This is a genomic window from Methylophaga sp. (genome assembly GCF_048266885.1).
Lineage (GTDB): Bacteria > Pseudomonadota > Gammaproteobacteria > Nitrosococcales > Methylophagaceae > Methylophaga.
Genome location: NZ_JBLWYR010000015.1, coordinates 16,057 through 40,729 on the forward strand (window position 1 = coordinate 16,057; position 24,673 = coordinate 40,729).

The window sequence follows — 24,673 nt, forward strand, 5'->3', positions numbered from 1 at the left end:
TCGAATGAGCGTTGCCCGTATCTTTGTTCCTGAATTACTATTTCTCGTAATTGAAAGGAATTCAAGAAGAATAAAATGGATAACCGTCACGGAAGACGAGCACCCTATCTTCGGTTGTGGGTGTTTAGTATATGGAGTTTATTTTCAGTAGCAACCTATGCCGGTGCTGCAGTTATTGATCGAGCAGCACAAGAGCAACTATTGCAACAAGAGCGCGAGCGTCAGCTTCGCGAGCAGCAGGAAATCTCCCCTGATGTTCGTTTACTCAATCAAACATCGCCACCAGAACTCCTCGTTTATCCTGACAACGAATCACCCTGTTTCACTATTTCCAGTATTACGCTAATTGGCGAAACTGCTGAAAAATTTCAGTTTGCTTTATCGACCGTAACGGATGGTGAAGATCCAGCCATAGGACGGTGCCTTGGCGCCCAAGGCATTAATGTCGCAATGAGCCGTATTCAAAACGCCATTATTGACAGGGGATTTGTCACCACCCGCATTTTGGCAGCGCCGCAAGATCTTCATTCTGGCGTGTTGGAGCTCACCGTCATCCCCGGCAAAGTCAGAAAGGTTCAGTTTGAAGAGGGTGTGAGCTTTAGGGCGACCAAATGGAATGCTGTTCCGATCAAACAGGGAGACATTCTAAACCTGCGAGATATAGAGCAGGGACTGGAAAATCTCAAACGCATCCCAACTGCAGAAGTCGATATCCAGATAAAGCCAGCTGAAGGAGAAAATGCATTGCCCGGAGAAAGCGATGTAGTGATTCAATATCAACAGCGTTTTCCATTCCGGCTGACCCTCAGCGCCGATGATGCCGGATTTGAGTCTACCGGAAAATATCAGGGTGGCATTACGTTGTCTGGCGACAATCTGCTAATGCTTAACGATTTGTTCTACGTCAATTACAACCATGATCTGGGTGGTGGCGAATCGGGTAAAAGGGGATCGGACGGCCAAACTATTCATTATTCGCTGCCGTTTGGATATTGGTTATTTGGTTTTACCACATCAAGCTATGACTACTATCAGGCAGTATCAGGAGTTAATCAAACATATACCTACAGTGGTCGTAGCGAGAATTCCGATATCAAGGTCAGTCGGCTAATTTTCCGTAATGCCATCAATAAAACCTACCTGTCTCTGCGAGGCTTTTTCAGAAAGTCATCAAACTATATCAACGATACAGAGATTGAAGTGCAAAGACGGCGCACAGCAGGGTGGGAGCTTGGCTTCAGTCAAACCTGGTATTTAGGGCAATCGCTGCTTGATTACAGCCTCGCTTACAAGCGAGGGACGGGTGCAAAAGATGCCCTAAAAGCACCGGAAGAGTTCTTTGATGAAGGGACTTCTCGTATGGAAATTCTTACGGCGGATATAGGTTTTCATCTGCCAATTTCTATTGAATCTCCGTGGGGTGAACAGGCTTTACGGTACTCAACTCAATTTCGTGGGCAATACAATTTCACACCGTTAACGCCTCAGGATCGCTTTTCCATTGGTAATCGTTACACCGTTCGGGGTTTTGACGGCCAATTATCTTTAAGTGCGGATAACGGCTGGTTCTTGCGAAATGACTTGAGTGCGTTGCTCGGTAACACGGGACAAGCCGTTTATTTGGGACTTGATTATGGGGAAGTCAGTGGTCAATCCAGCGATCGTTTATTAGGTAGGCAACTGGCAGGGATTGTCTTGGGATTAAGAGGTGGCTTCAGTGGTTTTAGCTATGACGTCTTTGTCGGTAAAGCACTTAAAAAGCCCCGAGGTTTTGAAACAGCAAGTACCACAGCAGGGTTCAATTTAAATCTGACCTTCTGATTAATGTGGCTGAATCATCTGCAATAAGGGATTAATAAAGATGAACAAAGATAAATTCAGAGTTGTTTTTAACAAAGCACGTGGTTTGATGATGGTTGTTGCTGAAAATGTTGGAAGTTATTCATCTAAAAGCACGCAAAGTGTTTCAACAACATTCTGCCAGGCAATAATTACTACGCTATGTCCTGTGCGTATTTCCATTCTGATTATGAGCAGTCTGATTATGATGTTCAGCACTGCCAAGGCCGATATCATTGCCGACCCTAGCGCACCTGCAAATCAGCGACCCATTGTTAATGAAACTGCAAATGGCCTGCCACTGGTCAATATTCAGACGCCTAGCGCAGCAGGTGTTTCACGTAATACGTATCAAAAGTTCGACGTTGAGACTCAAGGGGCCATTCTCAATAACAGCAACACGAATGTACAAACTCAACTCGGCGGCTGGGTTCAGGGCAATCCATACCTTGCAGGTAGCACCGCCAAAGTAATTCTAAATGAAGTCAACAGTCACAATCCCAGTTTACTGAATGGCTATCTCGAAGTCGCTGGCAGCAAAGCACAGGTAGTGATCGCCAACCCGGCAGGTATTAGTTGTAGCGGTTGTGGTTTTATTAATGCCAATCGCGCCACGTTGACGACTGGCAAACCGATTATGAATAACGGCAATTTGCTGGGTTACCGTGTAGGCGGCGGTAGTATTAACTTTCTGGGCAATGGAATGGATACGTCTCAAACTAACTTCACCGATGTGATTGCTCGTGCAGTCAATGTGAACGCTGGTATTTGGGCGAATGAGCTCAGCATCACCACAGGGACTAACCAAGTCAATGTCGACAGCAACGGCAATAAAACCAGTGTAAATCCAATCGTTGCTGATGCAGGAGATTCTGCACCAGCTTTTGCTGTGGATGTTGCAGCTTTGGGTGGCATGTACGCAAGTAAAATTCACATGGTTGGAACTGAGGCTGGTTTGGGTGTAAGAAATGCTAGTGATATTGGTGCAAGTGTTGGTGCTGTGACTATTACTGCCGACGGGATGCTACAAAATACCGGCACTATCAATGCTAAAACCAATATCCAGTTGACTACCACAGGGCTGGAAAGTGATGGCAGTGTTGGAGCAGAGGCTGATATTACGATCAATCTGACCTCTGATTACCATCACACTGGCGAGCTGCAGGCTGGTGGTAACCTTGATTTACAAACCAGTGGCAATATCACCAATTACTCGACTATTCTCGCCAGCCAGTCTTTACAGCTTAGCGCCAACAATATCGACAATACTGCCGATGCGGAGATAACGGGCCTTAATACTAAGATTACGGCAGCGGATACGCTCACTAATCACGGCCTGATTGATGGGGTAAATACGCTGATAAAGGCTGATACTCTGCTCAATAGTGAAACCGGTAGTATCTTTGGTGATCAAATCGGCATTCAAGTTGCCCAGCTTGGCAATGATGCAGGTGCTGTGATTGCTGCTCGGGATCGACTCGATATTGGAGCCGGAAACATTGAAAATCGAAGTGATGGTTTGATATTTAGTTCAGGAGACCTGACGATTGCCGGTAGTCTCGATGGAGCTAATCAAGCTACTGGAACAGCAGATTCACTTATCAATGATGGCTCGACTATTGAGGCATTGGGTAATGCAACCTTATCCGTTAATGCTCTACAAAACCTGAATGCCGAACTTATTACCGAAGTTGTTCAATCTGGAAGCGGTAGTTTTGATCGATTTACTCCAGGCGGAACGGGAGTTATCTATGAAACCGCTGATTATCCTGGAGCCCATATTGGTAACGTTGATATTGAATGGCGTTCAGCAGGGTCATACTCATTCCGCGAATACACACGTTATTTAGGCACAAAAAAATTCTACGAAACACAAATCGTCTCATCAGATCCCGGTCAGATTCTCTCGGGTGGCGATATGCTTATCAACGGCTCCGTGCTTAATAGTGATAGCCAAATCATCGCGGGTGGCAACCTTGATGTTACTGGCGCCTCAGTACAAAACCTAAATTCAGAAGGCCGGACCACCACAAGTTATAGTGGCACAGCCTATTATTACGACTGGGATGGCAACGACAATGATTACGATGTTGATGTTATTGGTCCTTACAATCCAGCCAACCAAGTTGTGACCTATAACCTCGCCACTACACAATTGGATGGCAATACCGTTCCAGCGGGCAGCGGCACTACAGTTAACTCGGCGGCATTACCCATTGTCACCAGCAACTTATTTCAATCCACACCTGATGTCGCAGCAGATTATCTGATCGAAACCAATCCACGCTTTGCCAACTATCGCTCTTGGTTAAGTTCTGACTACATGTTGCAGCAACTGACATTCGACCCCGCGACGACTCAAAAACGTTTGGGCGATGGCTTCTATGAACAACGTTTAGTGCGTGAACAAATTGCCCAATTAACGGGCCGAAGATTCCTTGATGGTTATGCCAGTGATGAGGTGCAATATCAGGTTTTGATGACCTCTGCTCTCACACAGGTCAATGATTTACAGCTTATCCCAGGTGTGGCACTTTCAGCCGAGCAGATGGCACAACTCACCAGCGATATTGTCTGGCTGGTTGAACAAACGGTTACGCTGCCTGATGGCTCAGTCACCCAGGCATTGGTTCCTAAAGTTTATATCAGACCTCAGATAGAGGATATGCAGTCGACTACAGGCATGATGGCAGGCAATACGGTCACCATGAACCTCACTTCGGATGTTATTAATGAAGGAACAATTGCTGGTCGCGAGATAGTGGAGTTGAATGCTGACAATATTAATAACCTGGGCGGTCAAATAGTGGCTGATTCGACGTTATTAAAAGCCAATAACGATATCAACAACATCGGTGGCCAAGTCATTGCCAGAGATGCCATGTTGTTGGAGGCTGGCAATGACATTAACCTTCGAAGCACAACACAAAGCAGCAAACAAAGTGAAGGAGGCAGCAGTTTTAGTCTTACTAATATAGATCGTGTTGCCGGATTGTATCTCAGTCATCCCGATGCGATTCTCATTGCCTCAGCAGGTAATGACGTTAACTTGATGGCTGCCAGTATCGTTAATCAGGGTGAAGGTGGCTTCACACAAATCACTGCTGAAGAAAATATCAACCTTGGCACAGTGCAGATTGCCGAACAGAACAACAGCATCCGCAACGCTAAAAACTATGTCAAACATGGTGGCACACAAGAGATTGGCAGCGTCATCGAAGCAACTGGCGATATTTCATTAAATGCAGGCAAAGACTTTAATGCAAAAGCCGCTAGCATCACCAGTGAATCTGGTGCAATCAATGTCAACGCTACGCAAGATATCAACATCATTGAAGGCCGTGAAACCAGCAACTTCGATACGGCACGTAAGGTAAAACGAAGCAGCACCTTCAGCAGTAAAACCAAGATTCAACGGGATGTGTTTAAAGCAGACAACAGCATTAGTAGCACCATTAGTGGTGATACCGTAATGTTAGAAGCTGGGAACGATCTGAACATTCGTGGCAGCAATATCATCAGTGATAACGGCACCGTATTAAACGCTGGGGATAACGTGAATATCACTGCTGCGGAGGATACAGCTTACGAATTTCATATGCGTAAAACCAAAACGAGTGGCCTAAGTACAAGTGGTGCCAGTGTCACTCTGGGTTCCAGCTCACTCAATACAACCCAGACTCACAATAGTACAAAGCAAACTGGCAGCACCGTGGGAAGTGTTGAAGGTGATGTGGCAATTGAAGCAGGCAAGCGTTACACCCAAAAAGCTAGTGATGTACTAGCCCCACAAGGCAATATCGATATCCGTGCCGAGCAGGTCAATATCGTTGCCGGGCAAAATACTCGTAATACCACCCATGAAACTAAATTCAAACAAAGTGGCTTAACACTTGCCATTACCAGTCCAGTTATCTCTGCTATTCAAACAGCACAACAAATGACTGAAGCTGCCAGTGATACCTCGGATGGACGTATGAAGGCCTTGGCGGCAGGCGCTACGGCACTAGCAGCTAAGAATGCCTATGACTCCACTCAACAAGCATTATCTGCGGCACCTACAGGCAATGACGTGACCGATGCTGCCAACCAAGCCGGAGGCATTAACCTCAGCCTTTCCATCGGCTCCTCAAAAAGCAGCAGCACCTCCACGCAAACCAGTACCAAAGTTCAAGGTAGTCAAGTGATGGCTGGGGGAGATGTCACTATCACCGCCACAGGAGCCGATCAATATTCCGATGTCAATGTGATCGGCAGTAATATCAATGCGGGAGGAAACGTATCAATCAAAGCTGATGATCAAGTCAATCTGATTGCTGCTAAAAACACCGACACACTCAACAGCAAAAATAAAAACAGCAGTGCCAGTGTGGGCATCAGTATTGGCACCAATGGGCTTGCCATTACAGCCAGTGCATCACAAGGTAAAGGTAAAGCCAATGGCACTGATGTTAGCTGGACGGAAACCATGGTAGAGGCGGGCAATAAGGTCAGCCTGGAAAGCGGCAGCGACACCAACCTTATCGGTGCACAAGTGAGGGGTAATCAAGTAGTGGCCGATGTCGGCAACTCGGGAGAGGGCAATCTAAATATCCAGAGTTTGCAAGATACCAGCACCTACGATAGCAAACAGAAAAGTGCGGGTATCAGTGTCAGCATTCCAATAGGAGCGGGCATGGCTGGCGGTTCAATCAGCTCAAGTCAAAGCAAAATCAAAAGTGATTACGCCAGCGTCAATGAACAAGCGGGTATATTCGCTGGGGATGAAGGCTTTCAAGTCAACGTGGCAGGCAATACCAACCTCAAAGGGGCAGTCATCGCCTCTACGGAGCAAGCCATTTTTGACAACAAGAATACCCTGACTACAGAAACGCTCATCGTATCGGATATCAGCAACAAAGCAGAATATGATGCAAAGGCCACCTCGGCGACTATCGGCGGTGGTATTCAGGCAGGCTTACCTCAACTTTCAGGGGCCGGTATAGGAAAAGATAGCGATAAAGCACAGAGCGTAACGGTCAGTGCTATCAGTCAAGGTACATTGAGCATTACCGATAGCGATAGCCAACAAAACCTCACCGGTGAGGATGCCACCACCACGGTAGCCGTGCTCAATCGGGATGTACATATTAATGAGCAAGGAGAGGCAGTCGATAGCCAAGGAAATTCAACCGCTAATACCATAGCCCCTATATTTGATGCGGAAAAAGTCGTCAAGGAAATTGAAGCGCAGGTACAGATTACCAAGGAATTTGGCCAACAAGCCAATAAAGCTGTAGGTGATTACGTGCAGAACAAGAGACAAATGTTAAATGAACAGCTCAAAAGTGCTGAAACTGAAGAAGCAAAAGCCTCCATCCAAGCACAGCTAAAAGAGTTACGTATCGAAGAACATGTGATGAATGTGTTGATCGGGGCGGTGACCGGGCTTGGAGGAACTGCACTCACCAAGGAAGCGTTGTCAGCGGCAGCTGAAGAGATGCGACGCATCACCATTGAAAACTCTCAGAAGTTTACAGGTGCGGTGGATGCTTATGGTAATAAGCTGAATAACCTGCTTGATGGCAAAAGTGAAGGCGTGCGTGGCGACGGGATTGGAGCGGGCGGTACCCGGGTAGACCTGGATTTATTGTGTGGAACGATGAATGAGCGATGTGCAATTCAGAAAAATCCAGATGATACTCCAATTCTTGATCAGAATGGCATACCAAAATTAGCGCTCAAAGAAGGGCAGATCATGTTCACGGCAAAGAAAGATGATAATTCCCTTATGAGCTTTGACTATTTCATTACTGAACATCCAGAAGGCAAAAAGATGGCTGGTCCAACAGGAGGTATTCAGGGTTATAAAGGTACGTTGTTTGGAACTCCATATAAAGCGGGTAGCTGGCAGGACAAGCTTATTGAATCTTTTGCTGGTACGCATGACGTAATTGGGGGCCAGCTCTCGGGGCTGTATGACGAACAAGGTAATGCAACACGAGGTAGATCAGAAGCATTAATTACAGCCCATGACACTTGGAGTGCCGTAGCTATTGTTCCTTCTGCGCCATTTGCAATGTCGGAATTGTTGCCGCCCGAAGTATGGCAAGCAATTTCCATTTTTTTAAGGAATGTAAAATGAATTTACGGATAAAGCTATTCTTTACTCTATATGCGAGTTGCCTATTGTCGGCTTGTACCATTGGTAATGGCCGTATTTGTGGTCCACAAACACCAGCAGCTCATTGCGATAAAGAAGCTTACGAAAGACTGAAATACCCCAAACCATACGGCGCTCACTGGATAAAGGAAGGAATGACGAAAGAAAGCAGGTTAGATGATACGACAGCATGCGGAAGCGGAAGAACAGAATATGTACTTTTCTCTGAGGATAAAATCCAGGCCGCTAAAAAACCTGAGGATCCTAATGACATAAAAGCGATGGGGCGACTCACCAAAGAATGGGCTGAATGTATGCGAGATAGGGGGTATGTCTATTTAGAATATTGCGACGAGCGATGTCAGTACCCTTAAACCAAAACTTTGATCTGCTGCTAGTCCTAATTAAGGCAGCAATATAAGTATTAAGTGTCGCCCTTGTTACCTCGGCTCCATTTGCAGCTGCAACATTGTTACCGCCCGAGGTATTGAAAGCTATTTCGATTATGTTGGGAGCAGCAAAATGAGTCGCAATTTTACACACTGGCTCAAACTAAGCTCGATATGCATTCTACTTACAGGTTGTGAACTTATGTTCCAGGCTGGGCCGGGACTCACGACTGGTCGTGACGATTACCTAAAATCCATCAAACCCTACATCGCCTATTGGGAGAAACCGGGAATGACGGAGGAGAGCCGGTTAAAGGATTGGGAAAATTGTGGTGGACTGTCTGACGGTACTTTTGGATTGGATCGAAAAAAGCAATTTCCAGACGAAAGTAATGATACTTTCCGCACCCGACTTGAGTTCGAAGTTCAACGCTGCATGATAAGCAGCGGTTATAGTTACACCGGGGATTGTTCCAGCAAATATATGCAAGCCCGGCCTCTTTGTGGAGCGCCATGAATATTCCATGGAAAAAATGTTATCAAAAAGCTTTATTAGATTTTCTTGGCTAATTCCAATTATTTTCTTTATTTCCTCGTGTGCTACAAATGGATATCGTGGTGGTTGGTGAGGGAATTTTAACGCAGTGCCTGAATAACAATTGGAAGCAAAAATTATGGCGCGTAGTTCGCCGCCTTGTTTGCGCCATCAGCTCCTTTTGCAGCTGCAACTTTGTTACCGCCAGATGTATGGAATGCCATTTCAATTATGCTAGAAGCGTTCATATGAAGCGGTTGGTATGTGTTGCTACCAGCCTAGGTGAAAGCAAACATCACCCGAAATACTAATAAATACTAGGTTGGACTGGACGTCGGAAACTCGGAGACTCTTCGACAGGACTCTGCGGAATGCGGCGGGCCCCCAAACGAGTCCATACAATTTGGTTCCAACGCACTTAAAGCCGCCCAACGATCCGAAGAAACATAAAGGTAGACGGAGATGCGTCTAAATCAAGAATGATATGCCTGTATGACTGAAAAGATTTACCGGGATACGCGTGCGGTGCCTGAGCAGAATCAACAGTATTAAATACTACATCATACGACGATATAGCCTGAAATAATTTCTAAATACAGAACAGCTAAAATCGCAATTACCAAACCCCAGATACAAAAAAACGGACCGAAGTCCGTTAGTTTGTTTTGGCGGAGGGACAGGGATTCGAACCCTGGGTAGGCTATAAACCCACGCCGGTTTTCAAGACCGGTGCATTCAACCGCTCTGCCATCCCTCCAAGACGCGGCATATTACTAGGAATGACATGATCTGACAACAGTGAATGCAAAATTTATATAGCTATTGCCATTTAGAACTTATCCGGTAGGATGATGTCCATTGGGTGAGTTACCTAACATCAATACTTTACTGAGTAATGGAGAAATAAACTGATGAACTACGATACACAATCAACAGTTGTACGTTCGCGCGAGTCTGCGCTGCAGACCAACAAGTTATTGCGTAACACTTATGTACTGCTGGCTATGACACTTGGTTTCAGTGCTGTTACCGCAGGGGTGTCAATGGTTCTTAACCTGCCTCATCCAGGCATCATTATTACGTTAATTGGTTACTTTGGTTTGTTGTTCCTCACTGCTAAATTGCGCAACAGCGTATGGGGTATCGCCTCTGTATTTGCGCTGACAGGTTTTATGGGTTTGACACTGGGGCCAATCGTTAATGCTTACCTGGGATTACCTAATGGCCCGCAGATTGTTATGCAGGCTCTGGGCGCAACCGGGATTGTCTTTTTAGCCTTATCTGCTTACGCGATTAAATCTGAAAAAGATTTCAGCTTTATGGGTGGCTTCCTGTTTGTCGGTATCTTGGTCGCTTTCCTGGCTGGTCTGGCAGCGTTCTTCTTTAACATGCCTGGTCTGTCACTGGCTGTTTCTGCGATGTTTGTGTTGTTGATGTCTGGTCTGATTTTGTATGAAACCAGCAACATCATTCACGGCGGCGAAACAAACTACATCATGGCGACTGTGACCTTGTATGTCAGTATCTACAATCTGTTTACTAGCCTGTTGCATTTGATTGGCGCTTTCTCTGGCGACGATTGATTTAACAAGCAAGACATATTGATTCATTCAAGCCCCTGCAAAGGGGCTTGTTTGTATCTGGAGCAATGCAATGAAAAAGAATCTAGGCAATATTGATAGAACGTTACGCATCATAATCGGTCTGTTTATAATAGCGATTGCATTGTATTTCCAAAGTTGGTGGGCCTTGCTGGGGTTGGGACTACTGATTAACGGTTTAAGCGGTCGTTGTGGTGGTTATGCCTTGTTTGGTTTTTCCACCGCAAATAAATCCTGTGATATTTCTCATAAAGAGCGAAGCTAGCGCATAATAAACAACATGACAGATAACCAAACACAATTGATTGATAACTTCGGACGACGTGTGAACTATGTGCGCATATCGATTACGGATCGTTGTGATTTTCGTTGTGTGTATTGCATGGATGAAGAAATGACGTTCATGCCGCGTGAACGGTTGCTGACGTTGGAAGAGATTGCTTTTCTAGTGAGAGCCTTTTGTGAATTAGGCGTGGAAAAAGTCCGTATCACCGGTGGTGAACCGTTAGTACGTCGCAACGTTGATTGGTTGATAGAGCAAATTGGCGCGTTGAAGCACACTACGTCGCTTAAAGAACTGAACTTAACCACCAACGGCTCCCAGTTACCCAAATACGCTGAGAAGCTCGCTGCAGCGGGTATGGATCGCATTAATATCAGTCTGGACTCGTTGAATGCTGATCGTTTCCGTGAATTAACCCGCACTGGCGAATTAACTCAAGTATTAGCCGGTATAGATGCTGCTAAACAAGCTGGCTTTAAACGCATCAAATTGAATGCGGTGATTATGAAAGGCCGTAACGATGATGAGATTGTCGATCTGGCGCAATTTGCCATTGATAACCAGCTGGATATTTCTTATATCGAAGAGATGCCATTAGGCCAAGTGACGCATAGTCGTAATGAAAGCTATTGTAGTAGTGATGAAGTACTGGCCACATTGCAAAAGCATTTTGATTTGCAAAGCAGTATTGCCAATACTGGTGGACCATCGCGTTATTACCAAGTGGCTGGTAGCAAAAGCAAAATCGGTTTTATCTCACCACATAGTCATAATTTCTGTGAAAGTTGTAACCGGGTCAGAGTGACAACAGAAGGGCGTTTACTGTTATGTCTGGGGCAGGAACACTCGATGGATTTGCGCGATATTATTCGCCGTCATCCAGGCGATATCGAACAACTCAAACAGGCCATTATCAAGTCGATGGATATCAAACCGAAAGGCCATGACTTTAATATCAAAGAACAACCGATTATCTTCCGTCATATGAGTGTCACTGGTGGCTAATTATCAGCCAGAAATGACCAATCAAGGCATTAATTGCCTGCATACCACCACCGTATTAGATGAGTTTGGCGAAGCCCGTGAAGTGTCATTAACCGGCGAACGGCCACTGACTATTTATCTGGATAATCGTGAGATTGTCACTTTGATGACGCTTGGTGGGCAACCAGAGTTATTGACACTTGGTTATTTGCGAAATCAGGGACTGGTTGATGAGCTGATTCATATCAAATCTATTCAGGTGGATTGGGATGTAGATGCTGTAGCCGTCACTACCCACCAGCAGAAAAACAATCTCGATTCGCTTATGTCCAGACGTATTGCCACAAGTGGCTGCGGTCAGGGCACCATGTTTGGTCATGTGATGGATTCACTGTCTGAAATGAAACTGCAGTGTCCTGCGTTTAGTGCCCAGTCTATTTATGACGTATTGCATGCATTAAATGAATATAACGAAATGTATAAACAAGCTGGTGCGGTGCATGGCTGTGCATTGTGTCAGCAGAATGATGTGTTGTTTTTCGTTGAAGATGTTGGCCGGCATAATGCTGTTGATGCGATTTCCGGCTGGATGTGGCTTAACGATATTAAAGGCAATGACAAAGTGTTTTACACCACCGGCCGTCTGACCTCCGAGATGGTCATCAAAGTTGCTCAGATGCAAGTTCCGCTGCTGTTATCCCGAAGTGGTGTGACCGAGATGGGACTCAGCATCGCCCAGAGTATTGGTATTGGCATGGTTGCCAGAGCGAAAGGTAAACACTTTCTGGTTTATACCGGCCAGGAGCAGTTTCAAACAGAAAACGCATTAAGTTCTGCAGGGTAATCCATGGAAATTCAGACAGCTGTTAGCACGGATATTCCACAATTATGTTTATTGCTCGATACATTATTCAGTCAGGAAACTGAATTTAAACCGGACAGCGAATTACAAGCGCTGGGGTTGGGGGCAATAATTGATGGTGATGGCATCGGCGATATTCTAGTGGCAAAACAATCTGGGCAGATTATCGGTATGGTGAATTTGCTTTATACCGTATCAACGGCATTAGGAAGTAGGGTGGCGATTCTGGAGGATATGGTTATCGCACCACAACATCGTGGGCTAGGTGTCGGCTCAGCGTTATTGAAACATGCGATTGATTTTGCCAAACAAAAAGGCTGCAAACGTATTACGTTACTGACAGATAACGATAATGAATCCGCGCATCGATTCTATGAGCAACACGGGTTTACGGAATCATCAATGATGGCATATCGTTTATTTTTAGATGTTTAATAACAAAAACTTAAATTCGTAATCTAATTCTTTTTCTCACTCAATTTTGCTTCATCCCACAATGCATCAAGCTCCTCTAAGGAGGCCGTTTGTAATGATTTATCCTGCTTGAATATTTGCGTTTCAATGTACTGAAAGCGGCGGCGAAATTTTTGATTGCATTGCTGAATGGCTTGTTCAGGATCGACGTCTAAGTGTCTGGCAAGATTGGTAATGGCAAATAACAAATCACCAATCTCTTCTTGTAATTTGCTTGAATCCGCATCATCAAGTTCTGCAGCCACTTCATCCAGTTCTTCGTGAATTTTGGCAATTACCCCATCAATATGCGGCCAGTCAAATCCCACACTGGCAGCCGTTTTTTGCAATTCGACTGCATAACGAAGTGATGGAAGCTGATTATCTGCAGCATTAAGTAGGGAAGGTTTATCCATTAGTCGCCACGGGTAAATTTAATAATATGCCGCCGATCACGCTTACTTGGCCGACCTTTTTGATCACGAAATCCTAATGGCTCGTTTTTGATTTGTTCACGTAATAATTCGCGTTTTTCGCGACTTTCAGGTGTTTCCTGATAGAGCAATTGCGCTTCACTGGCAGGCCGACGTTGTTTTTGCAGGCCTAATACATCAATAACGTATTCATACGGTGGCAGCGATATAGCTAATTGATCACCGGGGCGAATAGTGCGGCTGGGTTTTGCTCGCTGTCCATTTGCATGGACTTTGCCGCCATTAATGGCTTCAACAGCCAGGCTGCGGGTTTTATAAAACCGCGCAGCCCAAAGCCATTTGTCCAGTCGTTGATTTTCCTGACTTTCGATTTCGGCTTTCGCCATTAAGCCTTACCTTGTAATTGCAATAAAATGCCTTCGTTTTCTAACGTCGACGTGTCTTGAGTGATTTCTTCGCCTTTAGCAATGGTACGTAGTAAACGACGCATGATTTTACCGCTACGTGTTTTAGGCAGATTATCGGAATAACGAATTTCATCAGGCTTGGCTATTGGCCCAATCTGCTCAGCCACCCAGGCACGTAATACGTTGGTCATTTCTTCATCAACGCCGCCTTCTGGACGGTTGCCTTTTAAAACGACATAGGCAAATACGGATTCGCCCTTAACATCGTGTGGTTTACCGACAACAGCGGCTTCAGCTACCGCTTCATGTGCGACTAAAGCTGATTCAATTTCCATGGTACCCAGTCGATGTCCGGAAACATTGAGCACATCATCAATGCGACCCATGATCCAGAAGTAACCTTCTTCATCCTGACGGGCACTGTCACCAGCCAGATAATACTTGCCATCGAAATACGGCCAATACGTATCTTTATAGCGTTGGTCATCACCCCAAATGGTTTGAATCATAGCGGGCCAAGGTTTGCGAATAACCAAAAAGCCACCTTGATTTTCGCCGATCGCTTCACCTTGTTCGTTCACCACCGCTGCATCAATGCCGGGCAGGGCACGCGTACAGGAACCTGGCTTTGTGACAGTGACAGCGGGAACGGGCGCAATCATATGGGCACCAGTTTCAGTTTGCCACCAGGTGTCGACTATCGGGCAACGTTCCTGCCCAATAACGCGGTGATACCACATCCAGGCTTCAGGATTAATCGGTTCACCGACGGTTCCTAATAATCGAAGACTCGATAAATCATAGCGTTGCGGAATTTCATCTCCGACTTTCATTAACGCTCGAATAGCCGTTGGAGCGGTGTAGAAAATAGTCACATGATGACGAGCACAGATATCCCAAAAACGTCCAGCATCAGGAACAGTGGGCACACCTTCATAAATAATCATCGTTGCGCCAACTGCTAGCGGACCATAAGCCACATAGGTATGCCCGGTAATCCAGCCCACATCGGCAGTACACCAGAACACATCTTTTTCCTGAATATCAAACACCCAACGCATGGTGGTTATGGCATTAAGTAGGTAACCTGCTGATGAATGTTGAATACCTTTAGGTTTACCCGTCGAACCAGAGGTGTAGAGCAAAAATAGTGGATCGCAGGCATTCATCGGTTCTGGAGCGCATTCAGCTGATTGATCTTGTTCAGCATCGTGCCACCAAATATCACGCCCATCCTGCATGTTGATGTCATTGCCACAGCGTTTAAACACAATAACTGTTTCGACGCTTTCACAGCCTTTGCTTAACGCCTGATCTGCCGTGTTTTTAAGTCCAATAATTTTGCCACCTCGGTGACCACCATCAGCAGTAATTACCAGTTTGGCTTGTGTATCTTCAACACGATCTTTTAATGCTTCAGCAGAGAAGCCACCAAACACCACCGAATGAATGGCGCCAATGCGGGCACATGCTTGCATGGCCACAACCGCTTCTGTGATCATCGGCATATAAATGATGACCCGATCGCCTTTTTGGATACCTTGGTTTTTTAATGCATTAGCAAATACACAGACTTTTTGGTGCAACATACGGTAGGTAATATGTTGTACGTCACCAGGTTCACCTTCAAAAATGATGGCAGTCTTTTCAGCGTTTTTCTTTAATTGTCTATCCAGGCAGTTATAAGAAACGTTTATTTGACCATCGGCAAACCATTTATAAAACGGGGCATTACTATCATCCAGCGTTTTGCTGAAGGGTTTAATCCAGTCGAGTTCTTGTTTGGCTAAATCGCCCCAAAAAGCTTCATGATCTTCAGCCGCCTTAGCGTAAAGTGCATCAAGTTTTTGAGGAGTCAGCGCAGAGGTTTTGTAAAAATCTTCACATGGGGGGAAGTGCCGATTTTCATGTAGGGTTGATTCAATATTATTCTGAGCCATAAATACCTTACCTTAATTCTCTTTTTTTTGAGTATAGCCCGCTGCCAACGTTAAATGTAGTCAACAGCCAATAAAAAAAACTCTCCCGAAAGCTGTGCTTAGGGGAGAGCTAGTTTAATTAATGCTGTGCTTTAGAAAAAACCGAGTGGGCTGGTGCTGTAGCTAACCAACAAGTTTTTAGTTTGTTGGTAGTGTTCCAGGGCAATTTTATGCGTTTCACGGCCAACACCGGATTTTTTATACCCACCAAAAGCCGCATGAGCAGGATAACTATGGTAACAGTTGGTCCAAACCCGGCCGGCCTGAATAGCACGGCCCATACGATAGGCAAGGTTCATGTCACGGGTCCATAAACCAGCACCCAGACCAAATTCAGTATCATTGGCGATTTCCAGCGCTTCGGCTTCATCTTTGAAGGTGGTTACCGACACCACTGGTCCAAAAATTTCTTCTTGGAAGATACGCATTTTGTTATTACCTTTCATCAATGTCGGTTCGATATAGAAACCTTTATTGAATTCGTCACCAAGCTGGGCAATACCACCGCCCATTAATAATTGAGCACCTTCTTGTTTACCAATTTCCACGTAGCTGAGGATTTTGTCGAACTGTTCCTGTGAAGCCTGAGCACCAACCTGAGTTTCGGTATCCAGAGGATTGCCACGTTTAATCATTTTGGCGCGTTCCATTACGACAGCAATGAACTCGTCATAGATGCTTTCTTGAATAACGGCGCGGGAAGGGCAGGTACACACTTCACCTTGATTAAAGAAGGCCAGCACCATGCCTTCAGCACATTTATTAATGTAATCCTGCTCTTGCTGCATGATGTCTTCAAAGAAAACGTTAGGTGATTTACCACCAAGTTCAACTGTTGAAGGAATGATGTTTTCGGCTGCGTACTTCATGATCAATGAGCCAACCGGAGTCGAGCCAGTAAATGCAATTTTGGCAATGCGTTTGCTAGTACCTAATGCTTGACCGGCTTCACGACCAAAGCCATTAACGATGTTTAATGTGCCCGCAGGAAGTAGATCGGCAATGAGTTCAGCAAGAATCAAGATGGATACAGGAGTTTGTTCTGCTGGTTTCATCACCACGCAGTTGCCTGCGGCGAGTGCCGGAGCAAGTTTCCATGCTGCCATCAGTAACGGGAAGTTCCAAGGGATGATTTGACCGACAACGCCGAGCGGCTCGTGGAAGTGATAGGCCACTGTATTTTCATCAATTTCACCCATGGTGCCTTCTTGAGCACGTAGGCAACCTGCGAAGTATCGAAAATGATCGGCAGCCAGCGGGATATCAGCATTCAATGTTTCACGTACAGCTTTACCGTTATCCCAGGTTTCAGCTACAGCAAGCATTTCAAGATTAGCTTCAATACGATCGGCAATTTTCAACATGATATTGCTGCGATCTTGGACTGATGTTTTACCCCATGCTTCGCGTGCTTTGTGGGCCGCATCTAGCGCTAATTCAATGTCAGCTTCACCTGAACGCGGAATTTCACAAATGACTTCGCCTGTCACGGGGGTAATGTTATTAAAGTATTCGCCTTTGACGGGAGCAACCCATTCACCACCAATAAAGTTTTCATAACGTGCTTTGAATGAGATAACCGACTCTGGTGTACCTGGTTTTGCGTAAATCATAAATCTCTCTCTTTTGTATGTTGTTATGGTTTAAATGCTCAGCATAAATCCATCAGTGGATAAATTACTTGACTGATAATCCCAATAATTTGACTCACAGTCCAGAAGTGACAAAAAAGTTAACACATCGTTCGTAATGGTTGCTATGTTGATGTATGAAAATTTCATATCTGCTTCCCGGATAATTTTCACCAATATTATTTTCATTTTCTTGACTTCATGTCGAGAACAGACACAAAATCAACTATTGTTCATTAAGGTTATATTATGAGCCTGAATATACTCCCATCCACTGGTCGCCGAGAAAATCGTCAGTTACTAATTGAAAATAAAGTGACGTTTAACGGACCGGAAACCGAATTGAGTATTTACGATACTTATCGAAACTCAACTGGTGTGGCGCTGAATGCAGATCATTTATTGTATTGCGGGATGGTAAGCGGCCGTAAAGTGATGCATGACCATAACAATGCATCTGGCGAATTATTTGTGCCACATGAATCGTATGTGATGCCACCGGGTGAACATGTTGAAATTGATTTCCCAGATGCCAATGAGCAGCAGCCAACTACCTGTCTGACTATCGAAATTTCCAGAGAACGGATTCAAGCCATATCGAATCGAATGCAAGACTTGGTGAAAATTGATGTACCGGATCATAGTTGGGAATATCAGCCTCGAATCATTCATAAACACCACACCCGCGATACCCAGCAATTGCTGGAAAAGATGGTTTCATTTTACATACACAATGATCCCGATAAAGAGCTGATGGTAGATTTGGGTGTATCTGAACTGGTGATTCGGTTGCTACGCGAACAAGGTCGTGAAGTATTATTGAGTTATTGCAAACGCGCACCCGATACCAGCGGAATTACTGCTGTAATTCATACCCTGGAACAAAATCTCAGCGAACCATTAGATGTGGATCAATTATCCCGTCAAGCTTGTATGAGCCGTAGCCGTTTGTATGTTGAATTTAAGAAACAGCTAGGGTGTACACCAGGGGAGTTTCATCAACAGCTTCGGCTTAAATCCGCAGCTGAAGCCATCAGAAGTGGGCAGAGTATTACCGAAGCCTGCTATGGATATGGTTTCAATGACTTAAGTCATTTTAGTCGTCGTTTCAGCCATTTTTTTGGCTGTTCACCCAGCGCTTTCCGCAAAGAAAATCAGCCGGATCAAACAAATTAATAATCTAAGTTAAGAACGCCGAGAGTCTGATGCTGTCATAATTGTGCCAACAGAAATGAATTCATTTCTGTTGGCCATCTCTTTTTTAGTAATGACAATTCCTCTATGCCGTTATGCCAAAACTACTTTTACAGCAGGATATTTCTCGTATTTTTGTGTTTATTCCCAACTTATACAGTTTGGGCCGACACGGAAAAAAATATCGATATAGAGATAACCGGTTTAGAGAAAGATTTAAGTGAAACCTTGCTGAATGGTTTGAGTATAAATAGGCAAAAACAAAGTCCACGACTGGATTCACGCAGTGTAACGCGCCTGCATAATCAAGCGATTGATGAGTTGAAGCATATGCTCACTGTGTATGGTTATTATTCTCCTGATATTACCGCCGAGTTAATTGAAACTGACGAGAACAACTGGCAAGCCCGCTATAAAATCGAGTTGGGTGACCCGGTAACTATTCGAAAAACCAATATTGCCGTAGAAGGCGATGCAAAAACTGATTCGGTCTTCACTAAGATGGTCTCCAAATTGCCACTTAAAAAGGGCGAACATTTTGACCATCAAACATATGAAAATGCCAAAAAGTCTTTTCTCAGAGTCGCTGCCGAACGCGGTTATTTTGACGGTGCATTTACCTGTAACCAAGTAAGTGTCGATATTGACGCCAATGTGGCTGATATTTGCTTAGTTTACGATGCGAAGCAGCGCTACCGATTTGGCGAAGTTAGCTTTCCTGACACGGTAGTAAATGAGCAATTACTTGATGCGATGTCACCCATCGAAGCAGGCGAACCTTTTAATGCAAATAAGTTACTGACATTACGAAGTAATTTACAAGAAAGTGGCTATTTTGCCTCCGTGTCAGCTCAAGCCATGACCTCTGATCGCGAAAATGATCGCGTACCCATAAATGTTGCTTTAGATGAAAATTTGAAGCACCGCTACAGCGCAGGTTTGGGTTATGGCACAGATACCGGTGCCAGAATGAGTTTGGGGTGGCAAAACCGCTATGTGAATGATCGAGGGCATACAATTTCGGTGGAAAGCCGTTTATCGCAAATCTCCAATCGTATAGGTGCAGATTATAAGATGCCCTTTTGGAGCGAAAATATTGATGCAGTTGGCTTTAATACCCAATACTTACAAGAAGATACCGATACCAGTGAGAGCAGTTCGATTGCTGTGGGAAGCTATTACAATCGAATGCGTTGGGGATGGGAAGAAACGGGCAGTATCAAGTTTTTAAACGAAAGTTTCGATGTCTCAGATGATTCCGCTTCAACTTCGTTATTGATTCCCGGCATTGCCTATGCCAGAACTTGGGCTGATGACACGCTTTATACCCGTCATGGCGGAAGAGTAAGTATGGAGCTGAGTGGGGCAGCTGAGGGTATCCTTTCTGATATCAGCTTTACCCAAATAGTTTTGCGGGGCAAATATATTCAAGCTTTTGGCGAGTCGAGTCGAATCATCACCCGCGCGAGTGTCGGTGCGACCGAAGTCAGCGATTTTTCCAAGTTACCCAGTTCATTACGTTTTTTTGCCGGCGGTGATAATAGTATTCGTGGTTTTGACTATGAATCATTGGGACCAGAAAACGATTTAGATGAGGTTATTGGTGGCCGCTACTTAGCTGTCGGTAGTATTGAGTATGAACATATGTTTGTTCAAAATTGGGGTGGAGCAATTTTTACTGATTTTGGTAATGCATTAAACAGTTGGTCGGATCCATTAGAGTATAGTGTTGGCATAGGGATTCGTTGGCGTTCTCCGGTTGGCTTAATTCGGGTTGATGTCGCCAGCGGTATTTCAGATGAAGACAAACCTATTGGTTTGCATATCGTGATAGGGCCTGATTTGTGATAAAGCGCGTATTATGGATAATCGCAATTGCACTGCTGCTGATCATACCGGCAGCATTATATTGGTTGTTAATGACTCAGTCGGGCTTTAACACTGCACTTAATTTTACCCAGAAAACACTCCCCGGCCTTACTATTAACGACGCTAGGGGACGACTATACGATGGCATTTATCTACAGGGTGTGGCTTATGAACCCGAAGATGCTGATGCAATATACATAGACAGCATTGATGCTCGTTGGCAATTGTGGTCACTGCTCTCCAGCCGTTTTATTATCAATCAAATTCATATCGATAAGGTGCAAATCAATCAGACAAAAACGGTTGATGTGCCCGAAGAAGATGCAGCATTTACGCTTCCTCAATTTAGTTTACCAATAGCTATACACCTCAGGTCACTACGAATTACACAAGCAAATCTCATTAATAATCAAGGCATTGAAGTCCCTTTATTCGATCGTTTTGATACTTCGTTGAGGCTAAATTATGACCGATTAATTGTCTCTTCTTTGCGTTTAAACCGAGACGTATTCGCCTTCACATTGTTAGGTAATGTCGATTTAAGTGAGCCCTACGCAACCAATTTAAATTATGGTGCCAAATTAAATGATCCTGAATGGGGGTTAATTTCTGCTACGGGCACCATTACGGGTGATCTCAAGCAAATGACAGTACGGCAGCAGTTGGGCGAACCTTTTGCTTCAGAACAAACCTTGATGGTGCGAAATCTTCTTGAAGACCTAGATTGGCGTCTAAATATAGAAAGTGAAACACTCCCATTAGCCCGCATTCTTAAAAAGGATGTCGGTGACATCACAGCAATTAATTTAGATGCAAAAGGCTCGCTGGAAAGTGCCAAGCTGGAACTGGATTTTGAGTTACAAGAATTTGAAACCGTGCATCCACCGCTATCCGCCAGTGTGAGCTTGAATTCCAGTGATTTAAAAAACTGGCGTGTTGATCTGATGGCTGCAATCAGTCAGAACAGTTTTGCAGAACTACATGGCGATATTAAAGTTGCTGAAGATCCCATGGCAAGTGACTTTGCCATTGAAGGCAGTTGGTCTCAGCTGCAATGGCCTTGGCAAGAAGATTCAGCGTTGTTAGTGGATGCCGCTTCAGGTGAGCTGACTTTAGATGGAAGTCTGCAGGATTATCGTTTGATATTGAGCAGCTCTCTGGAAGCTTTAGAGCAAACCTGGACTATTGACAGCTATTTGCGTGGAGATTTGCAACAAGCGACGATTAATTCACTGGAAGTAAAGTCTGCCTTAGTTGATTTGGCCGTCAATGGCGATGTTGCCTGGGATCCATTGTTAAATTATCAGTTGGATGGCGAATGGAAAAACCTGCAAATCCCCGCCAGTTTAAGCGGTGTGGATGTTGAAAGTTACACAGGGATATTTAACCTTAAGGGTGAAAAGGATCTTTTTGATTTAAAAGTAGATTCTGACTTTATTGTCGATGAAATACCCCTCATTCTTAATCTGTTAGCCACTAGTCCAGAAGCGGGTATAACTGATATCCGGGCAGACACCAAGATTGCTGATGGTGGCGCCGGGTTTAGCGGTCGTATTAATTGGAAAGAGAATTTACGTGTCGATGGAAAGCTGACATTGAGACAGCTTGACCCGGCCGTATTTGCAACTGATTGGCCAGGCCTGGTAAGTGGTCAGGCGCAAGTAAAATTTGAAGATAAAGGCGAGGGGGTGTATCAGGCCAGTGTGCAGGCGTTACATTTAAATGGCATGTTACGCGAACGCAATTTCTCTCTGGACAGTAACCTGCAAGCACTTAATACCGATGTGAACATTGAAGATTTGCAGCTTAAATTAGGTGATTCGCAATTATCCTTGCAGGGTAAAGTTGAGAAACAACTGGATTTAAAGTGGACATTATCTTCACCAAACTTACAGGATTTCCATCCAGAACTTGCAGGAACCCTTAACGGGCAAGGTCAATTATATGGCGAGTTGGCAAAATTAAAACTTAATGCAAATCTAGACGGTTCAGCTATTCAGTGGGCTGATGAGCTGAGTATTGGATCGATTAATGCTGATGCTCGAATTGACCTTACCGATAATCAACAAAGCAAACTCAATGTGCAGTCGACAGCGATTGTAGTGGCGGAACAGGTCATAGATTCAGTTGATTTGAGCCTAACGGGTAAGCGTGAACAGCATCAGCTTGGACTCGAGATACAGTCTGAAATCGTGACTTTCTCAAGCCTTTTACAAGGCAGCCTAAACAAAGACAATCAGTGGTTTGGGCAGTTACAGTCCATGACCATTGAAAATGACGTAGCTGGCAACTGGCTGCTAAATGAGGCGGGTGACATTCAGTTATCTGCGGATAAACAGATAATGTCACAACATTGTTGGCAATCTGCAGAGCAAGCACGATTTTGTTTACAAGGCGAAAACTCGGCAGATGGCGCACAAGTGCTAGTAGATATTAATCAACTCTCAGTAGAAATCGTCAAACCATGGATTGAGGAATACGCCAAATTGACGGGGTATATCTCCGGAAAATTACAACTGGCGATGGAAACTGAGGGCGATATCACCGGCACAGGTAATTTATCGCTTAACGAAGCAAGTCTAAAACTCCAGTCAGAAGGTCTCAGCCAGCAACAACCTATCGCCTTTGACAAGGTTGATTTACGTTATCAGCTCAGTGCTGAAGAGAGCATGGTAGCTATTACCATTGCACCTGATGTAGCCGGCGTGCAGCCAATAGAAGCGAGATTGCAGACTGCTGCTGCCAAAACATTAATGGCCGCGCCGATGGATACACCGCTCACATTACAATTGCAGACCTCGGTTGAGGATCTTGCGGCATTAAAGTTGGAAACGTTGGCGTTTGATGAGTTAGCTGGTCACTTGGAACTGCATGTCGATATGCAGGGAACAGCTAATCAACCCGAATTAACGACTGCAATCAGTTTGCGTGATGGACAGATATTTTTGGTAGATATGGGCATCACCCTGACGGCGATTAATGCCGATGTTAATGGTGATCCGTTATCCGGTTTAAAAATGCTACTTCAGGCCCAGTCAGCGGAGGGTCAGTTGGAAGTAGCCGGTGATTTTACAATGACCGATGCTGATTGGCTGCTGGATGCCACGATTAAGGGTGATAAATTAGAACTGATGAATTTGCCTGAAGCTTATGTGATTGCTTCACCGGATTTAACATTAAGAGTCACCCCTGAAACAGCCAAAATAAGTGGAAAGGTAAAAATACCCACTGCCGATCTGGCACCAATGGATTTCAATACCACTGTTTCAGCCAGTCAGGATGTCGTGGTGATTGGCGAAGAAACGTCAGATGAGAAAATGCGTTTGGCTACAGATGTCGATGTAACTGTGGAATTGGGTGAAAAAGTACTGATTCGTGCATTGGGATTTAATGGCCGTCTAGCAGGTAATTTGCGAATTTATGGTGAAGCCGGGGAGTTGTTATTGGGTGATGGTGAAATCACTGTCCATGACGGCATGTATGCAGCTTATGGTCGTGAATTAAAAATTGATAATGGCAAAGTACGTTTTGTGGGTACAGCGATCGACAATCCTGATTTAGATATAAAAGCTATTCGCAAAGGCACGGATTATCAGGCGGGCATTCATATCACCGGACCGGCTAACAATCCGCAAGCAACCTTGTTTTCGGTGCCATCAATGAGTCAGGAAGACATTCTGTCTTATATTGTATTGGGACGGCCATTAGGACAAGCCAGTGCGACTGATGCAGCGATGCTGGCGTCAGCAGCGACTAATCTGGGTATTTCGAATGGCAATGCGGTCAGTGAAAAGATTGCCAGCACCTTTGGTCTTGATTCTGTCGAGTTTACTGGGGAAAGTCCAGATAATGCGGCAGTACAAATTGGCAAATATCTATCTCCCAAACTTTATCTGGGATATGGCATTGGTATCTTTGAGCCGGTGAGTACAGTCCAGTTACGTTACACATTAACGAAGATCTGGACGCTACAGGCTGAATCGGGAACAAATAGTGGTGTGGACTTGCTGTATATATACGAACGATAAAAAAAGCCCTGTGTAACACAGGGCTTTTAGGACCTACCTTTCA

General features: G+C 44.8%; 16 protein-coding genes and 1 tRNA gene. 12 read left to right on the forward strand and 5 right to left on the reverse strand.

All coding sequences use genetic code 11. The features are described 5' to 3' along the window. Nucleotides 1-75 precede the first annotated feature (75 nt). The 4 genes from ACN0V2_RS08765 to ACN0V2_RS08780 all read left to right on the forward strand — a co-directional run bounded on the left by ACN0V2_RS08765 (nucleotide 76) and on the right by ACN0V2_RS08780 (nucleotide 8,887). Nucleotides 76-1,821 (forward strand): ShlB/FhaC/HecB family hemolysin secretion/activation protein, encoded by a 1,746-nt coding sequence (locus ACN0V2_RS08765; protein ID WP_417550432.1) that lies wholly within the window; start codon nucleotides 76-78, stop codon nucleotides 1,819-1,821. 40 nt (nucleotides 1,822-1,861) lie between these two features. After that, entirely contained in the window at nucleotides 1,862-7,963 is a 6,102-nt protein-coding gene (locus ACN0V2_RS08770; protein ID WP_417550433.1) for a hemagglutinin repeat-containing protein, read from the forward strand. Continuing rightward, the gene (locus ACN0V2_RS08775; RefSeq protein ID WP_417550434.1) at nucleotides 7,960-8,355 is read left to right on the forward strand and encodes a hypothetical protein; all 396 of its coding nucleotides are present in this window, start codon (nucleotides 7,960-7,962) and stop codon (nucleotides 8,353-8,355) included. Before ACN0V2_RS08770 ends, ACN0V2_RS08775 begins: the two co-directional genes overlap by 4 nt. Before the next feature lie 148 nt (nucleotides 8,356-8,503). Then, the gene (locus ACN0V2_RS08780; RefSeq protein ID WP_417550435.1) at nucleotides 8,504-8,887 is read left to right on the forward strand and encodes a hypothetical protein; all 384 of its coding nucleotides are present in this window, start codon (nucleotides 8,504-8,506) and stop codon (nucleotides 8,885-8,887) included. A 684-nt stretch (nucleotides 8,888-9,571) separates the two neighbouring features. Here ACN0V2_RS08780 and ACN0V2_RS08785 read toward each other — a convergent pair. Continuing rightward, nucleotides 9,572-9,662 (reverse strand) — tRNA-Ser (locus tag ACN0V2_RS08785). 154 nt (nucleotides 9,663-9,816) lie between these two features. Here ACN0V2_RS08785 and ACN0V2_RS08790 point away from each other — a divergent pair. The 5 genes from ACN0V2_RS08790 (at nucleotide 9,817) to ACN0V2_RS08810 (ending at nucleotide 13,070) form a co-directional block, all read left to right on the forward strand. Beyond that, on the forward strand, nucleotides 9,817-10,488 hold the full coding sequence (locus tag ACN0V2_RS08790) for a Bax inhibitor-1/YccA family protein (protein ID WP_417550436.1): 672 nt from the start codon (nucleotides 9,817-9,819) through the stop codon (nucleotides 10,486-10,488). 70 nt (nucleotides 10,489-10,558) lie between these two features. After that, the gene (locus tag ACN0V2_RS08795; RefSeq protein ID WP_417550437.1) at nucleotides 10,559-10,771 is read left to right on the forward strand and encodes a YgaP-like transmembrane domain; all 213 of its coding nucleotides are present in this window, start codon (nucleotides 10,559-10,561) and stop codon (nucleotides 10,769-10,771) included. 15 nt (nucleotides 10,772-10,786) lie between these two features. Next, entirely contained in the window at nucleotides 10,787-11,794 is a 1,008-nt protein-coding gene (gene moaA, locus ACN0V2_RS08800) for a GTP 3',8-cyclase MoaA (protein WP_417550438.1), read from the forward strand. After that, nucleotides 11,787-12,617, forward strand: coding sequence for a formate dehydrogenase accessory sulfurtransferase FdhD (locus ACN0V2_RS08805; protein ID WP_417550439.1), 831 nt, complete (start codon nucleotides 11,787-11,789; stop codon nucleotides 12,615-12,617). Before moaA ends, ACN0V2_RS08805 begins: the two co-directional genes overlap by 8 nt. Nucleotides 12,618-12,620: 3 nt before the next feature. Beyond that, a complete protein-coding gene (locus tag ACN0V2_RS08810; protein WP_417550440.1) occupies nucleotides 12,621-13,070 on the forward strand; it encodes a GNAT family N-acetyltransferase in 450 nt (149 codons plus the stop codon). A gap of 23 nt (nucleotides 13,071-13,093) precedes the next feature. On the opposite strand, the gene ACN0V2_RS08815 is transcribed toward ACN0V2_RS08810, so the two are convergent. The 4 genes from ACN0V2_RS08815 to ACN0V2_RS08830 form a co-directional block, all read right to left on the reverse strand. After that, nucleotides 13,094-13,504, reverse strand: coding sequence for a MazG nucleotide pyrophosphohydrolase domain-containing protein (locus tag ACN0V2_RS08815; RefSeq protein WP_417550441.1), 411 nt, complete (start codon nucleotides 13,502-13,504; stop codon nucleotides 13,094-13,096). Continuing rightward, a complete protein-coding gene (locus tag ACN0V2_RS08820) occupies nucleotides 13,504-13,908 on the reverse strand; it encodes an RNA-binding S4 domain-containing protein (RefSeq protein ID WP_417550442.1) in 405 nt (134 codons plus the stop codon). The genes ACN0V2_RS08815 and ACN0V2_RS08820 overlap by 1 nt, the downstream gene beginning before the upstream one ends. Next, a complete protein-coding gene (acs, locus tag ACN0V2_RS08825; protein ID WP_417550443.1) occupies nucleotides 13,908-15,869 on the reverse strand; it encodes an acetate--CoA ligase in 1,962 nt (653 codons plus the stop codon). Before acs ends, ACN0V2_RS08820 begins: the two co-directional genes overlap by 1 nt. Before the next feature lie 131 nt (nucleotides 15,870-16,000). Next, a complete protein-coding gene (locus tag ACN0V2_RS08830; RefSeq protein WP_417550444.1) occupies nucleotides 16,001-17,521 on the reverse strand; it encodes an aldehyde dehydrogenase family protein in 1,521 nt (506 codons plus the stop codon). A gap of 267 nt (nucleotides 17,522-17,788) precedes the next feature. Here ACN0V2_RS08830 and ACN0V2_RS08835 point away from each other — a divergent pair, with 267 nt between their 5' ends. The 3 genes from ACN0V2_RS08835 to ACN0V2_RS08845 all read left to right on the forward strand — a co-directional run bounded on the left by ACN0V2_RS08835 (nucleotide 17,789) and on the right by ACN0V2_RS08845 (nucleotide 24,630). Next, on the forward strand, nucleotides 17,789-18,715 hold the full coding sequence (locus ACN0V2_RS08835) for a helix-turn-helix domain-containing protein (protein WP_417550445.1): 927 nt from the start codon (nucleotides 17,789-17,791) through the stop codon (nucleotides 18,713-18,715). A gap of 153 nt (nucleotides 18,716-18,868) precedes the next feature. Then, nucleotides 18,869-20,581 carry an autotransporter assembly complex protein TamA gene (locus ACN0V2_RS08840; protein WP_417550446.1) on the forward strand — a complete coding sequence of 571 codons (1,713 nt, stop codon included), beginning with the start codon at nucleotides 18,869-18,871 and terminating at the stop codon, nucleotides 20,579-20,581. Beyond that, nucleotides 20,578-24,630, forward strand: coding sequence for a translocation/assembly module TamB domain-containing protein (locus ACN0V2_RS08845; protein WP_417550447.1), 4,053 nt, complete (start codon nucleotides 20,578-20,580; stop codon nucleotides 24,628-24,630). The genes ACN0V2_RS08840 and ACN0V2_RS08845 overlap by 4 nt, the downstream gene beginning before the upstream one ends. The last annotated feature ends 43 nt before the right edge of the window (nucleotides 24,631-24,673 follow it).

Excerpts from the sequence above, each read along its gene's own strand:
- ACN0V2_RS08765 (WP_417550432.1), top strand. The coding sequence starts at position 76 with ATGGATAACCGTCACGGAAGACGAGCACCCTATCTTCGGTTGTGGGTG.
- ACN0V2_RS08770 (WP_417550433.1), top strand. The coding sequence starts at position 1,862 with ATGAACAAAGATAAATTCAGAGTTGTTTTTAACAAAGCACGTGGTTTG.
- ACN0V2_RS08775 (WP_417550434.1), top strand. The coding sequence starts at position 7,960 with ATGAATTTACGGATAAAGCTATTCTTTACTCTATATGCGAGTTGCCTA.
- ACN0V2_RS08780 (WP_417550435.1), top strand. The coding sequence starts at position 8,504 with ATGAGTCGCAATTTTACACACTGGCTCAAACTAAGCTCGATATGCATT.
- ACN0V2_RS08790 (WP_417550436.1), top strand. The coding sequence starts at position 9,817 with ATGAACTACGATACACAATCAACAGTTGTACGTTCGCGCGAGTCTGCG.
- ACN0V2_RS08795 (WP_417550437.1), top strand. The coding sequence starts at position 10,559 with ATGAAAAAGAATCTAGGCAATATTGATAGAACGTTACGCATCATAATC.
- moaA (WP_417550438.1), top strand. The coding sequence starts at position 10,787 with ATGACAGATAACCAAACACAATTGATTGATAACTTCGGACGACGTGTG.
- ACN0V2_RS08810 (WP_417550440.1), top strand. The coding sequence starts at position 12,621 with ATGGAAATTCAGACAGCTGTTAGCACGGATATTCCACAATTATGTTTA.
- ACN0V2_RS08815 (WP_417550441.1), bottom strand. The coding sequence starts at position 13,504 with ATGGATAAACCTTCCCTACTTAATGCTGCAGATAATCAGCTTCCATCA.
- ACN0V2_RS08820 (WP_417550442.1), bottom strand. The coding sequence starts at position 13,908 with ATGGCGAAAGCCGAAATCGAAAGTCAGGAAAATCAACGACTGGACAAA.
- acs (WP_417550443.1), bottom strand. The coding sequence starts at position 15,869 with ATGGCTCAGAATAATATTGAATCAACCCTACATGAAAATCGGCACTTC.
- ACN0V2_RS08830 (WP_417550444.1), bottom strand. The coding sequence starts at position 17,521 with ATGATTTACGCAAAACCAGGTACACCAGAGTCGGTTATCTCATTCAAA.
- ACN0V2_RS08835 (WP_417550445.1), top strand. The coding sequence starts at position 17,789 with ATGAGCCTGAATATACTCCCATCCACTGGTCGCCGAGAAAATCGTCAG.